Here is a 13,566-nt window from a genome sequence, read left to right as displayed (position 1 = left end):
CAACAGCTTCCTAAAAAGGAAGAACAACATGCCTTAGTATTATTTTCTTTTTGTGCGACGTATTTTAAACACTTTTAAACACTTTTTACAGGATTTAGTGAGCAATCTCACGTTTTTTTCTGTAGGGTAACTTGCATAAATCACTGCATATGAGGATGATTGATCGTTAAAGGTTAAAAAAGTCTACTTTAGTCTAAGGGCTGTTTACCTTTCATGGTTGTCTTTATCGCTGTTTATTGGCTGTTTATTGGCTATTTTGGCAAGGCGAAGGCTAGGTCGTTTCGTCGTTTTCCACAATGGCCCACAACACCACGAAAATTAACAAGAAGTGCGGCCCTACGGGCTCGTTTCAACGCCGTTATTCTTTTATGACAGAAATGGGTAGTGAATGATGTACTAAAACCATTATTTTTTATCATAAAGAGACGAACAAAAACTAAACTCGAAAGAGTAATCGCACCCAATATCAATATAATAATGAGGAAGACCTTGACGTTATTACCGAGTAAATCATTGCTGTTATTTACAGCGAGTTTATTGCCTGCAAGTTTGCTTGCTGCTGCCTCTCCTATTACTCCCGATGATATAATGCGATTTGAATCGCTTAGCAAACCGGTTATCTCTGATACGGGGAAAACACTGGCAGTAGAAGTCTCTCCGGATAGAGGCGATAGCCGTGGCCTCGTTAAAAACCTCAGCACTAAAAAAGAGTTTAGTGTAAAAGGCGGCACTAAGCCAAAGGTGAGTCATGACGGTCGTTACGTCGCCTTTGTTGATAAAGTGCCTTTACTCGCGTCTGAAATGGCGTCAGCGAAAGAGAAGAAGAAATTAAAGTCAGGAATGGTGTTAGTTGATACTAGCACTGGCGTTGAGCTTCGTTATGAACGTGTTAAATCGTTTAAATTCAACGATACGGGCTCACATATTGCCATTTGGTATGAAGCGGAAGATAAGAAAAAAGACGCTAAAGCAAAAGATAAGCCTAAAACGAGTAAAAAAGACAGCAAAGTCGATGACTATGATAAAGGCACCACTGTTGAGCTTGTGTCGCTTAGTAATTTGAAATCCATAACGTTTAAAGATGTAACCGCGTTCAATTTTGATAAGTCAGGTAAACACTTTGCATTAGCCATTAATAATTTCGCTGTTGATAAGCACGAACTGAGACTGATGTCATTGGCTGACAATACCGCCAAAATAGTACACCGTTTGAAACAGCAACAGCTGGGCTCAGTGGCATTGAGTGATGATGGACAGTATTTAGGTTTCACAGCGGGTGATGCTCGACAAGCGCCTTTTGGACGAGAATATCGATTATCTCTATTCAATATCGCGTCTGGAAAAGTCACGCCAACACCAACGTCGAAAGAATGGACTTTGAATCGATACGCAACACTGCGTTTCTCGGATGATAGTCAGCGCTTGTTTTTTGGCCGCGTGCCACAAGTGAGTCAACAAATTGAATTGGCAAAAGTTGAAAAAGAAGCTGACCTGTATAATCAAGATATCATTACTGGCGAGAGAGAATTACGTGTTTGGCACGGTGATGACCCACGTATAAAACCTCATGAAGTAAAGCAGTATAAGAAAGAGCTGAAACGCACGTATCTTGCCGTGTTACACGTGGCTGGGAACAATTTGGTTCAGCTTGCCGATCTTCAAGTACCTGACATGGAAGTTGAACAACAGACTCGTTTTGTACTCGCAAGCTCAGACCTGCCATATCGAAAGATGATCACCTGGGCGGGATTTTATCGAGACTTTTATCTGGTAGATTTAAATACGGGGCATAAAATCCCGGTGTTAACCCAGCAAAGCAGCGATGCAGAACCTGAATTATCACCAAACGAAAAGTTTGTTGCTTACTACCAGCAAGGAAATGTTTTCCTGTATGAAGTCGCCAATGACAGACGCATCAATATCACTAAAAACTTAGACGTTTCTTTTGCTGATGAAGATCACGATTATCCATCTAATGCACCCGGTTATGGTTTTGGTCCTTGGATTGCAGATGATTCAGGCCTGTTAATCTATGATAAATATGATATCTGGCAGTTGAACACGCTCTCTTATGAGGCCTTTAATTTAACGGCGGGCAAAGGGCGTAAAGCGGGGATCCAATATCGTCTAGAGGGCTTAGTTGATGATAAAGGTTACCCAAGCGTTCTAGCTAATAATGCACAAGTGCTGCTGCAAGGTTACAGTGATATCAGTAAAGGTGATGGCTTTTATCAAGCTCAGGTTGGCACTGCGGGTGTGACGAAGCTGATCGCTGGCGATTATAAGTTGAAGGTGCTTGCACGCAGTGAAGATGCCAAGACGATTGTATTCTCTAAAGAGAGATATGATCTGTTCCCAGATCTTTATACTGCACAGTACGAATCGCCACAAAAGGCGACTCGTCAAACTGATCTTGATAAACAGAAGCGTGCATTTAACTGGGGTAAATCGGAGTTGGTTCATTGGACCAATGGCGATGGAAAACCGTTAGATGGTGTGCTGATTAAGCCAACCAACTATGTCGAAGGGCAACGTTATCCTGTGCTGGTTTATTTCTATCGCTTTATGAGTGATAGATTGCATGCGTTCCCACAAATGAAAATTAACCATCGCCCTAACTTTGCTTGGTTTGCTGATAATGGTTATGCCATTTTCCTACCTGATATCCGTTTTGAAGTGGGTTATCCAGGTGATTCTTCAGTGCAAGCATTAACCTCAGGCGTACAGCATCTTATTGATATGGGCGTTGCGGATCCGCAAGCTGTCGGGATCCAAGGTCACTCATGGGGGGGGTATCAAACCGCATTTGCAGTGACTAAAACCAATATCTTTAAAGCGGCGGTAGCCGGTGCTCCAGTGACGAATATGACAAGTGCTTATAGTGGTATTCGTCATGGTAGTGGTTTAGCGAGACAGTTCCAGTATGAAACTGGCCAAAGCCGAATTGGTGAGAGTTTATTTAAGTCGCCACAGAAGTATATTGAAAATTCACCGGTATTTTACGTTGAGCGCATTAAAACGCCGATGATGATTATGTTTGGTGATAAAGATGATGCGGTACCTTGGGAGCAAGGGATTGAAATGTATCTGGCGATGCGCCGTGCCGGAAAAGATGTGGTGTTGCTTCAATACCAAGATGAACCACATCATCTTAAAAAATACCCAAATAAGCTCGATTATAGTATTCGCATGATGGAATATTTTGATCACTACCTAAAGGGTAAGCCCGCGCCAAAATGGTTAACCGAAGGTGAAGCTTATACTGAGTATAAAAAAGCTGGCTAGTGATTAACCCTGAATAAAAATGCCGAGATAGTTAACTATCTCGGCATTTTTTATGCCTTATCGAGTCTACATCAACCATCGGCGATAAATCGAATGCACGATAAGAAATGGTGTAGTTGGAGTTATTGATTTTCTTGCAAAGCCTGATATGTTTATAAGGCAAGTCAGAATAAAGAGCTTCAGGACGTCGCTCTAAACTACAGGGAAGTAATAATGAAAAATGTCATATTCTTGAGTCATGTTATCAGCGCCTCATGTCTGTTAGTCCTGTCTATGTCTGTTAATGCCAAAGCACCATTGGAAGGGGAGCCTGAGTGGGAAAATAAAGTAACTCAGGAACAGATAAAGGCGCAGCAGGAAAAAGAAAAGCTTGAGTTGTTGCTGAAGCAGCAAGAAGAGAGCCAAAAAGACAAAGAACCTAACACAAAAAAGTAACTGTAATGTGTGTTTAATACCGGTTCTTCCATGAAAAAAGCAGCTAATGAGCTGCTTTTTACTTTGATTAATTTGAGCTTGATGACTGTTAATTCGGTGGCTAGCGATGAATGACTCTAGCCATGCTGGTTCTCAAAGTAACTTTCGATAATGAGCACAGCAGACATCGCATCGACTTGTCCTTTAGTTAACGCTTTATAGCCACCCATCTCGAACAGCCTTGCTTTGGCATCGGCTGTTGTTAATCGCTCATCTTGAGTCACTACTTTTATACCGAAACGACCATTGAGTCGATTGCCAAATTTCTTGGCTCTAAGTGTGATTTCTTGCTCTGTACCGTCCATATTGAGTGGCAAGCCTACGACGATAAGGTCTGGTTGCCATTCGGTGATAATCTTGCCAATTTCTTCCCACTTAGGAATACCGTCAACGGCTTTTATTGACATTAACGGACGTGCGCTTGCTGTGATCTCTTGCCCAATAGCAATGCCGATACTTTTTGTACCGTAATCAAACCCTAATACACTCTGATAACTCATATTACATTCCATTACTGTGGTTACAGCTTAAGCGTGTCCTGCTAAATTAGACAGTTGCCAGATATCAAAACCTAAAGATTCTGCAGCTTGCTGCCAGCGGAGTTCATGTTCAACATCAAACAAAAGAGCGGGTGTTGCAGGAACCGATAACCACACGTTGTCGGCGAGTTCTTGCTCTAATTGACCTCGTGTCCAGCCGGCATAACCCAGTGCGATAACAAACTTTTCAGGTGCTTTATCGGAACCTAAACAGCTGAGAACATCTTGTGAGGTCGTTAACATCAACGAATCCGTAATTTGCTCACTGTTGCTCCAACAATCTTGATGGGTATGCAAAACAAAGCCGCGTTCAGGGTTAACGGGCCCACCGACGAGAACCTCTTTCCCTAGCGATGTCACAGGCTGTGGCTCTTCGGTTAATTCCATCTGCAGCAGAAGTTCATCGACGACAATACCGCTCGGTCGATTAATCATAATGCCCATGGCACCTTTTTCATCATGCTCGCAGATGTAGATCAGTGAGCGCTCGAAAAAAGTGTCAGTTAAAGAAGGCATCGCGATAAGTAAATTGTTTTGTAAGCTATCCATAAAACATCCTTTGTACAGAAGCGACTAGCCGCCAGCTAGCTTGACTGTGTAACCTAGCTTTTCGATAAGTGTTTTAAGTTGTTCTCTATTATCAGTTTGAACTTCAACACAAAAGTCTTTAACCGTGCCGCCACAACCGCATTGCTTCTTTAATTTTTGTGCGAGTGCTTTAAGATCTTTCTCTGACAGGCCTAGCCCTTTAATCACTGAAACGCCTTTGCCTTTTCGGCCCTTACTGTCTTTATGGATCCTGACAATACCGTCACCCTGAGGTGCGCTTTGAGGGGCTTTATCTGCAGTGATTCTACCGCAATCGGTGCTATAAACTAATGAGACATTAGGATCGGATTTCATAAGTATGATTAGTGATTTACTGATTGAGCTAGTTTAACAAAGATGACGTTGAAGCGGGAGTGATAAAAAGAGGATATCTATCTCAGCGGATAACGAGTACAAAAAACGCGTTATCGACTAAGAGAGTTTACTTACTGACAGCTACAAATATAACGCCAGTTCTATCAGTAATGCGCCAAAGGTTAAACTGGCAATGACGGCCAGATATTTATGCAGTTGTGGTAGCGCTACGGCGCATGAGGTCAGTACAAAGCCGATGGCTGTTCCTGCAAAAGGTGTCACAGGAGCACTCATTATGGCCACTACCATCCAGGTTAATATGGTGACGGGCAAAACGAGCAGTGAATGCTGACTGAACTTATCCAAGAATGAGGTGGTGCTTTCAGTCCGCTCAACCACTTTTTCTGGGGTTAACAGAAACATAATACTCGCAACCGTGAGTGCAACAATAAACCAAAGCATAATAAAACCCAAGAAAGTAATTGATAATCATTATCATTAAGTTAAAGGCTTAAGTCAAGCTGAACAAGCGGAGTATTTTCTAAAATTGAGTTGTAGATTAATAGATTGCTATGTAAGCTTCTTTAAACAATGTTGAACGCCTTTAAGCGTGGATGGAGAAAACATGAACAAGTTATTGGTAATTATCGTTGCATTAGCACTGAGTGCTTGTAGCTCTCTTAAAACGAGCTCTGACTATGATCCAGCCGTAAATTTTACTGATGTTAAAACTTATGCTTGGGTTGAGAAAAAGACCGCTGATGCGACATATCACCTCGATGGGTTAATGGATCAGCGTGTGCGCGCTGCGGTTAATGATCAGCTGCAGCTAAAAGGGCTGAGCATGGTTAGTGCTGATAAAGCGGATGTGTTGGTGAACTACCTCACTAAAGTCGACAAGAAGATTAATGTCGACACCTTTAATACTAATTATGGCTACAACCCTTATTATGGCGCTGGTTGGGGTCGGGGTGGAATGGGCGGAGTTGGGCATACTCAAACTACGGTCCGTGAATATGAAGTCGGAACCCTGATTCTAGACTTCGTTGATACAAAATCAGGCAAGTTGGTATGGCGTGGTTCAGTAGCTGACACTATGCGCGATAAAGATACGCCAGAAGAGAGAGTGGAAGTCGTTAATATCGCCATTGGTGCGTTATTGCAAAACTATCCACCTCAACCTGAGAAATAAAAGACTCAATAACAAACGGCCGCAAGGCCGTTTTTTTTTGGTCTTTTTTGGGATAACAGTGGATAGGTGAATCGTCAAAGTTGCATTTAGTGGTCAGTGTTACTGGTTTGTTGCGGGTTGCTATTGTTATCAAGTTGAAACGTGTTAGGTTTGGTATTAAGCGGCTTTTTTAGAGGAGCCATTTGTTAAAGCACTTTATCTCGCCTGAGAGTCGATGTATCTATAGTCTAGAATTTGAATGTTTGTTGGGAGGAAACCTGTTTTATGGAACCACAACTAGTTGAAATAAAGGACTTTGTGTCTTTCACATTAGCGATTATTGCTTTATTTATTGGTAAGGCAATTATCTCTCGTTATGAATTATTACGTAAGTACAGTATTCCTGAGCCTGTCGTTGGCGGTTTTGCTTGTGCTGCTACGGTGGGGATACTGTATTACGCATTTGATATTCAGATTGAATTTAACCTAGCCGTTAGAGATACCTTATTGCTCTACTTCTTTGCCGGAATTGGTCTGAAAGCCGATTTTGCGACGCTGTTAAAGGGCGGAAAACCCTTACTCATCTTAATCGTCTTAGCTAGCGTGTTTATATTTCTGCAGAACTTTACCGGTGTTGGTGTTGCGACCTTGTTTGGTTTAGATCCTAAAGCGGGCTTGATGTCAGGTTCTATCGCATTGATAGGGGGTGTCGGTACCGCTATGGCTTGGACGCCGACGTTTGTTGAAGAATTAGGGATTGTTAACGCCAGTGAACTCGGTATTGCATCAAATACATTAGGGCTTATTTCAGCGTGTGTTATTGGTGGTCCGATTGCTGCTTACTTAATGAAGCGCCATCAAGTTAAAGCTAATAATAACGATGAACTCGATATTGGTGCCAGCCATCAAAATAATACTGCACATATGAAGGTCGATTATTTTGGTGTGTTACGTGCTTGGTTATGGCTAAACGTGACGCTTATTATCGGTTACTTTATTGATCTTGCGATGCAAGAAGCGGGTCTGAAACTGCCGATGTTCGTCGCTTGTCTTCTCGCAGGTATTATCATCGGTAATTTAGGTCGAGTGATATTGAATCGACGTAAGAACAAAGACATAACTTATATTGAAGATGCTTCGCGAGGGTTATCGTTAATTCAAGATATTTGTCTTGGTATGTTTTTAACCATGGCGCTGATGAGTCTGAAGATCTGGGAACTTGAGGGAAGTTTATTATACATTTCGGTGATTATGACGCTGCAAGTGTTCCTCTCGGTGGTGTTTACTATCTTTGTAGTGTTTCGTTTTATGGGCAAAGACTACGAGGCCGCAGTGATCTGCTCTGGTTTTGGCGGGGTGACTTTGGGTTCAACTGCGACCGCAATTGTGAATATGACGGCGGTAACGCAACAGTACGGCGCGGCGCACAGGGCATTTATTATTGTACCGTTAGTGTGTGGTTTCTTTATCGACATTATTAACGCAATGATTATTAATCTATTTGTCTATTTCTAAGCTGATGCTATGTGATTAGGGAGCTTTTGCTCCCTTTTTTATTTTCAGACCTACAGCTTCTTATTCACTGGCTGGTTATCAAAGAACCAGCCCTGTATCGAATCTTTTCGATACAGGGCTAATGTCTCACCCTGTCATACCTTTTCATCTTGTTCAGTTAGAAAGACTATTCTCAACTTCTAAATGAACCTTTTATCAATATCTATCGTCTTTAATACAAATGGGCTAATGGAGAGATGATCACACGATGCAGCAAGCGCAAATTGAGTTGTGGGCACTTGAAACTCAAGCGGGTAGTCAGCAGTCATTCTCTGCCTTATGTCATCACTTCTATCCGAGCGCGATAGGCTTTGCAGTCAAAGTGGCAGGGGATGTTAATTTGGCTGAAGATGCGGTGCAGGAGGCTCTGTTAAAGCTGTCGAGAACTATCCATAAACTTCAGGACCCAGCCACGATTAATGCTTGGGTGTTCAAGTTAGTACGTTGGCAAGTTCTGGATTTAATTAAACAGCAAAAGCATTATCAAAACATTGAAAATATTGAGGTCGTAGCGCCGATTTCGAATGATAGCGATGAGGTTAACGCTAATAATAGTACCGATGGCTTTAAAGCATTATTAGCACAGATCCCACTGGTAGAAGGTCAGGTGCTATACCTGTTTTATTTACAAGAATTTAGCATCACTGATATTGCAAGAATACTAGAGGTCCCAATAGGCACCGTTAAGTCTCGTTTATTTCGGGCTAGAAAAATGCTCAAACAACAGATAGAGCAGGAGAACTAATATGAATATCGACAAAAAAATTCGTCAAGAATTGGCAAGAGAGCAACAGCAAGTTAATGCAACACGCAGCCAGGACCCAACACTGTTTGGGATGCTAGGAGATGCTTACAAGGGACGGCTCGGCGGCTGGATGATATTAATGAGTTTTATCGCCGTGTTACTCAGTGGGTTAATGTTGTGGTCGGGCTATCAATTCTTTTTCGTTGTAGAGAGCGAAGCTGCGTTAATTAAGTGGGGCGTGACACTGTTATTGAGCAGTATGATGCAGATAGCGATAAAGATGTGGACCTTCAATGAAATGAACCGTAACGCCATTCAGCGGGAAATAAAGCGCCTTGAAGTGGCGATTGAAAAACGGGATCAAGGCTAAATTGACTTAAGTTAAGCGCTTACTGTTAAGGTGACGGTTCTTCATTGCTATTTAGAACCGTTATTCAAAGCCTAAAGCAATTCTTCTACAATGAGTTTTAACAGGTATGTCTCACGTTCTATCGACATGCCTTTTTTAGGACTGTTGGCAATGGTATGTTCATTGTGAGCTATGGCTTGGTGAATATTAATCCATAGAGGGCGCATGCCATTTTGGATCTCATGCTGCTCAAGTCGAGTTTCACCCAGTTCTGGATGAATGGTGCAAACATAGCAATATGACTCCATATGCACTAAATCAAAGTCATCTTTGTACCAAGGTCGAAACTCTTCATAGCAGCCAAATTCACTTAAAATATCGATATGTTGTGCACCGGTCTCCTCTTCAAGCTCTCTCACTAGCCCTTGGCGCAGATCTTCACCCTCATCGACACCACCGCCAGGGATGCTGTAATCATGATAGCGCTCGGTGTATAGCATGAGAATATTTTCGCCATCAAGAATAATGCCGCGTGCAGCCTGGCGATGGAATCGCTTGCCCTCAAGTGAGGCGAGTTCGGGGTGAATGGTGGATTTTAATAGGCGCATAGTTCACTTAGGGTTAGGTTGCTAATACCGATAATATTAATTATCAGGTCATGCTTAATGGTTAAGATGTACAGCTACTGTGTTGTGAGTCTTACCATTACAAAAGAGTGCAGATGATAGCCTAATGCACTATCAATTATGACCTTAATGATGGTCGTTATATTGCTCATTTCAGCTTTGAGGTTGTAATGCTTGATAAGCGTTGATGATCTGCGTTATCTCATTTTTTTGGACTTCATCTAGGCTTGGTTTTTTTAATAAGCCCACTTGAGTACGTTGATAATGGGCTAAGGTTTTTTGTAAATAACGTTGATCAATTAGGCGAGTTAAATCCCACATTTTATTGCCAACCAGCGAAACCGCTTGTTGAGATTGCGTCGATACATGCAAAATTTCGTAGAAGCGTTGGTTGTCTTCAATAAGATGTTCGTCGATTAACCCAAGGTTAAGTTTGGCTAATGCCTTGCGAACCTCAAAGATGTGATGCACAGGGCAAAGGATAAACTCAAGCGAATGCTGCGGATACTTTGCCAAAATGGCCTGTACTAGCTCAATTAAAAGCTGGCCACCTACGCCGGCAATAATGATCAGTTGGGATTGCTTTTTATCAGCTATTGGCAACAAAGCGACATCGATGCAGTGAACTTGCCAGCGCTTTTCTTTGCCGTCAGTTACTGGATAGAAGCGCTCTAACTTTGCTGAAACCTCCTGCATTAAATCAGGCACCACATCGACAAAATGGACGGTGTCAGCACAGTTGTTATCCAATAATTTAGCGCCTAACAAGCCATGATCGCAGCAACAATCCCAGATGTGGTCATAGTGCTTGTGCACCATGGTGGCTATCTTTCTAAGTCGCTGGCTTATTTTCATTTGCATGTGTGATGTTAGGTTTGAGAATGGGAAAGCATTCTAATCTATCTTGTACTGATTTAAACCCTATGAGCTCCATAAAACCTGTAAATATAGATATTCACAGCATGGTTTCGTTGTGAACTCTTATCACCTGTCGTTCAGCCATCGTTGAATTAGTTGAATTAACTGGATATAACTTTTTAGGGTTGAGCGCCATCGTTAACATGGCACTTGCCACACTGTTGGCAGAGATGGGTTGATAACGTTTTAAAGGCCCGATAAACAGCGGAGAAACGAGGTTGAAAACAGATTGCCCCAATGATTCAAGCGGTCGGTGTTGAGAGCGCTCCCCTAAAAGTAGGCTCGGTTGAAATAAAATAAGCTTGGCGATAGCGCCTTTGGCTTGCTCGTTAGTGGCTAGCGTAGACGCTAAGGCTAATTCGGTTTCACCTTTAATTCTGTTATAAAAGGTACTTGATTGGGCGTCAGCACCCAGTGCCGTCACTACGAGGTTAGTGCTGGCATGGCATAATTGCACAAAGTCGATAACAGCCGTTTTATCTACGGCGATAAATGCTTGCTGGCTTCCTGCTTGTTTGATCGTGGTGCCTAAACAGCAAAAAGCATGGTCTATTTTTTCGCCGACAGTGACAGTGGGTAATTGTGATAATTGGCAGGAGATGAATATGACTTCAGTTGCTAATGATGCTGCAAACGTAGCTTCACGGCGACCAAAGACTAAAATTTTGTTGTAGGCCGCTGAATCGATCAGCTTTTGCAGAAGTAGCCGACCAATTAAACCTGTTGCGCCAATGATTGCAGCATTCATTAAATAACGTCTCTATCGTAAATGGTTAGCTTGCAGTCTAAGGGCAAACGAGCTGGATTTGAATCCCTTAATCTTGTCTGCATGATTACGCTTATGCATCAGTCACTACAACCATACAAAACTCATTAAATTAATAACGAGTTTTGTATTGGAATAGACCTGATGAGATCACTGCACTTTGAGTGTTGTAGAATTTAGGCTAGCCTTCAAACAACCAACCTTGCCAGCTTTGCATACGCAAAATGACTTTCGGATAATTGAAAATGCTTTCCAGTTAGGCGAGTAGACAGCCACATGTGCATCGGTACCAGCAGATAAAGGCATATCAGCAATTAACTCTGGCTGATTTAGCTCGACTTTAACTAGCTATGCCCTGCTTGAGCATTTTGTTCCGGCTTTATTAGATGCCCGATGGCATGACTGCACCTTGGGCAAAGATATCATTGACTTGCACTACGGTAGCGCTAAATGCGTGTCCAGGAGTAGTTGCCTGACTTATTGTCAATGGCTTATTCCCTTTTAAGTGAGTGCAACAACGAAGTGGGCTTGCACAACGCCTTCTCCGATGGGTATGCTTTTTATATTAAGAGTGGGGTTTACTCTACATTAATGATTTTACCAATGGAGCGACCATTCCTTGTAATCAATGCTTTGATTAAACCCCCACTGAATCCTGCATCTTCAGGTAGAACGGGTATAGATAGCGATCGTGAGGTTTGATAATACAGCACCTAAATGTGGATTAAGCTTGAGTTAATCCACATTTAGGTTTTGATCGTGACAGTGTTAAATCACCTTGCAGGTGTTTTAATTTAGCATTTGCTCTAGTGCCGTCAATCTCGCTATTTCAATGAGCGTTCGACTGGCTTTTTCCATTGATTCGAGACAGACATATTCATGCTTGCCGTGGAAGTTGTGCCCGCCGGTAAAAATATTGGGGCAGGGTAATCCCATATATGAAAGGCGAGCACCATCGGTACCGCCGCGAATGGGCTTAATGATGGGCTCAATATCAAGGTTGTTCATTGCTTGTTTAGCAATATCGATAATATGTGGATGAGGTAAGATCTGCTGCTTCATGTTGAGATAAGAGTCTTGTAACTCAATAGATAGCTGGCCAATGGAGAGGTTTTGGTTATATTTCTCAACTAAGTCGACCAACCAGCGTTTTCTCTGCTCAAAAAGGGCTAAATCAAAGTCTCGGATGATATACGTAAGTGTTGCTTTTTCGGTGACACCTTCCATGCCGATAAGGTGGAAAAAACCATCGTAATCGCAACTATATTCAGGCGTGTCTTTTAATGGCATTTTAGCATGGAAGCGAGCGGCCATCGTTTGGGCATTGATCATTACACCAAATGCGGTGCCTGGGTGACAATTGTTACCTGTAGCGGTAATGACTGCGGTTGCGGCATTAAAGTTTTCATATTCTAGTTCGCCAACTTGACCGCCATCTACGGTATAGGCCCATTCAGCGCCAAAACCTTCGACGTCAAAATGGTCTGCACCACGCCCAATCTCTTCATCTGGGGTAAAACAAAGTCTTATTCTGCCGTGAGGGATGTCAGGGTGAGTGATGAGGTGATGTAGCGCAGTGATAATTTCGGCAATTCCGGCTTTATCATCAGCGCCGAGCAATGTTGTGCCATCGGTCGTAATGAGTGTCTGGCCAACATATTGATTAAGACTATCAAACTGGCTTGGAGAAAGAACTTCCTCTAAGCCTAGATCAATGTCTTTACCATTATAGTTTTCGATGATTTGTGGAGAAACTGCATCACCAGAGTAATCTGGTGCGGTATCTAAATGAGCGATAAACCCAATACAGGGGACGTTATCAATCGTTGCCGGTACCGTGGCCGTTAAGTATCCCTTATCTGAAAGTTGCACTTCATCAAAGCCTAAACTGACTAACTCCTGACGTAGAAATTGGGCAAATACAAATTGGTTATGAGTACTTGGAACACTATAGTGTTGGCCGTCAGATTGAGTGTTAAAACTGACATATTTGAGGAAACGCTCACGTAGATGTTGTTTCATATTCAAGTTTTTTAATATCGAAAAGTGGCCAGAGTCTACCAAGGCGCAAAACGAATTCATTAGATATTGATCAAGTTTTTTTGAATTCAAAACTAATTATACAAATTGACGATGTTAAAAATGTGACTGGGATGGTGTTAATGCGTGTTTAATTTGCCGCTAGTTTGTTGTTTTCGTTAGTGAGTATAGCGTTGAAGCGTCGCCATTATCCCAT

General features: G+C 42.3%; 14 protein-coding genes. 6 read left to right on the top strand and 8 right to left on the bottom strand.

From position 1 onward, the window contains the following. Nucleotides 1-489: 489 nt before the first annotated feature. Together CXF86_RS08605 and CXF86_RS08600 are read left to right on the top strand one after the other, a co-directional pair. Complete coding sequence (locus tag CXF86_RS08605) at nt 490-3,285, top strand: S9 family peptidase (protein WP_180961035.1); 2,796 nt, start codon at nt 490-492, stop codon at nt 3,283-3,285. Between the two features lie 213 nt (nt 3,286-3,498). Then, complete coding sequence (locus CXF86_RS08600) at nt 3,499-3,720, top strand: hypothetical protein (protein WP_102038788.1); 222 nt, start codon at nt 3,499-3,501, stop codon at nt 3,718-3,720. A gap of 116 nt (nt 3,721-3,836) precedes the next feature. On the opposite strand, the gene ruvX is transcribed toward CXF86_RS08600, so the two are convergent. The 4 genes from ruvX to CXF86_RS08580 form a co-directional block, all read right to left on the bottom strand. Then, a complete protein-coding gene (ruvX, locus tag CXF86_RS08595) occupies nt 3,837-4,259 on the bottom strand; it encodes a Holliday junction resolvase RuvX (protein ID WP_101092666.1) in 423 nt (140 codons plus the stop codon). Nucleotides 4,260-4,286: 27 nt separating this feature from the next. Then, on the bottom strand, nt 4,287-4,847 hold the full coding sequence (locus CXF86_RS08590; RefSeq protein ID WP_101092667.1) for a YqgE/AlgH family protein: 561 nt from the start codon (nt 4,845-4,847) through the stop codon (nt 4,287-4,289). 24 nt (nt 4,848-4,871) lie between these two features. Next, entirely contained in the window at nt 4,872-5,201 is a 330-nt protein-coding gene (gene yciH / locus CXF86_RS08585; protein ID WP_101092668.1) for a stress response translation initiation inhibitor YciH, read from the bottom strand. Between the two features lie 141 nt (nt 5,202-5,342). Further along, nucleotides 5,343-5,663, bottom strand: coding sequence for a hypothetical protein (locus CXF86_RS08580; RefSeq protein WP_101092669.1), 321 nt, complete (start codon nt 5,661-5,663; stop codon nt 5,343-5,345). Between the two features lie 163 nt (nt 5,664-5,826). Between CXF86_RS08580 and CXF86_RS08575 the strand changes: the two genes are divergently transcribed. From CXF86_RS08575 to CXF86_RS08560, 4 genes are all read left to right on the top strand, one after another. Then, entirely contained in the window at nt 5,827-6,393 is a 567-nt protein-coding gene (locus tag CXF86_RS08575; RefSeq protein WP_101092670.1) for a DUF4136 domain-containing protein, read from the top strand. 264 nt (nt 6,394-6,657) lie between these two features. Beyond that, complete coding sequence (gene gltS, locus CXF86_RS08570) at nt 6,658-7,887, top strand: sodium/glutamate symporter (protein WP_101092671.1); 1,230 nt, start codon at nt 6,658-6,660, stop codon at nt 7,885-7,887. Nucleotides 7,888-8,134: 247 nt separating this feature from the next. Next, the gene (locus tag CXF86_RS08565) at nt 8,135-8,671 is read left to right on the top strand and encodes an RNA polymerase sigma factor (protein ID WP_102038787.1); all 537 of its coding nucleotides are present in this window, start codon (nt 8,135-8,137) and stop codon (nt 8,669-8,671) included. Nucleotide 8,672: 1 nt separating this feature from the next. Further along, nucleotides 8,673-9,041 carry a DUF6768 family protein gene (locus CXF86_RS08560; RefSeq protein WP_102038786.1) on the top strand — a complete coding sequence of 123 codons (369 nt, stop codon included), beginning with the start codon at nt 8,673-8,675 and terminating at the stop codon, nt 9,039-9,041. A gap of 71 nt (nt 9,042-9,112) precedes the next feature. Here the strand turns inward: CXF86_RS08560 and CXF86_RS08555 are convergent, their stop codons facing one another. The 4 genes from CXF86_RS08555 to pepT all read right to left on the bottom strand — a co-directional run bounded on the left by CXF86_RS08555 (nt 9,113) and on the right by pepT (nt 13,352). Continuing rightward, a complete protein-coding gene (locus tag CXF86_RS08555; RefSeq protein WP_101092674.1) occupies nt 9,113-9,628 on the bottom strand; it encodes an NUDIX hydrolase in 516 nt (171 codons plus the stop codon). Between the two features lie 171 nt (nt 9,629-9,799). Beyond that, nucleotides 9,800-10,501, bottom strand: a complete 702-nt coding sequence (locus CXF86_RS08550) for a tRNA (adenine(22)-N(1))-methyltransferase (protein ID WP_102038836.1) — start codon at nt 10,499-10,501, stop codon at nt 9,800-9,802. 100 nt (nt 10,502-10,601) lie between these two features. Beyond that, on the bottom strand, nt 10,602-11,312 hold the full coding sequence (locus tag CXF86_RS08545) for a Rossmann-fold NAD(P)-binding domain-containing protein (RefSeq protein WP_102038785.1): 711 nt from the start codon (nt 11,310-11,312) through the stop codon (nt 10,602-10,604). 807 nt (nt 11,313-12,119) lie between these two features. Further along, nucleotides 12,120-13,352, bottom strand: a complete 1,233-nt coding sequence (pepT, locus tag CXF86_RS08540) for a peptidase T (RefSeq protein WP_101092865.1) — start codon at nt 13,350-13,352, stop codon at nt 12,120-12,122. Between the last annotated feature and the right edge of the window lie 214 nt (nt 13,353-13,566).

The sequence above is a fragment of the Shewanella sp. GutCb genome, from assembly GCF_002836135.1.
GTDB lineage: Bacteria > Pseudomonadota > Gammaproteobacteria > Enterobacterales > Shewanellaceae > Shewanella.
This window is presented reverse-complemented; position numbering and strand designations above follow the sequence as displayed.

Bases quoted from the DNA above. Each gene is read 5' to 3' on its own strand.
- pepT (WP_101092865.1), bottom strand. From the start codon at position 13,352: ATGAAACAACATCTACGTGAGCGTTTCCTCAAATATGTCAGTTTTAAC.
- gltS (WP_101092671.1), top strand. From the start codon at position 6,658: ATGGAACCACAACTAGTTGAAATAAAGGACTTTGTGTCTTTCACATTA.
- CXF86_RS08590 (WP_101092667.1), bottom strand. From the start codon at position 4,847: ATGGATAGCTTACAAAACAATTTACTTATCGCGATGCCTTCTTTAACT.
- CXF86_RS08600 (WP_102038788.1), top strand. From the start codon at position 3,499: ATGAAAAATGTCATATTCTTGAGTCATGTTATCAGCGCCTCATGTCTG.
- CXF86_RS08545 (WP_102038785.1), bottom strand. From the start codon at position 11,312: ATGAATGCTGCAATCATTGGCGCAACAGGTTTAATTGGTCGGCTACTT.
- CXF86_RS08550 (WP_102038836.1), bottom strand. From the start codon at position 10,501: ATGAAAATAAGCCAGCGACTTAGAAAGATAGCCACCATGGTGCACAAG.
- CXF86_RS08565 (WP_102038787.1), top strand. From the start codon at position 8,135: ATGCAGCAAGCGCAAATTGAGTTGTGGGCACTTGAAACTCAAGCGGGT.
- ruvX (WP_101092666.1), bottom strand. From the start codon at position 4,259: ATGAGTTATCAGAGTGTATTAGGGTTTGATTACGGTACAAAAAGTATC.
- CXF86_RS08580 (WP_101092669.1), bottom strand. From the start codon at position 5,663: ATGCTTTGGTTTATTGTTGCACTCACGGTTGCGAGTATTATGTTTCTG.
- CXF86_RS08575 (WP_101092670.1), top strand. From the start codon at position 5,827: ATGAACAAGTTATTGGTAATTATCGTTGCATTAGCACTGAGTGCTTGT.
- yciH (WP_101092668.1), bottom strand. From the start codon at position 5,201: ATGAAATCCGATCCTAATGTCTCATTAGTTTATAGCACCGATTGCGGT.
- CXF86_RS08560 (WP_102038786.1), top strand. From the start codon at position 8,673: ATGAATATCGACAAAAAAATTCGTCAAGAATTGGCAAGAGAGCAACAG.
- CXF86_RS08555 (WP_101092674.1), bottom strand. From the start codon at position 9,628: ATGCGCCTATTAAAATCCACCATTCACCCCGAACTCGCCTCACTTGAG.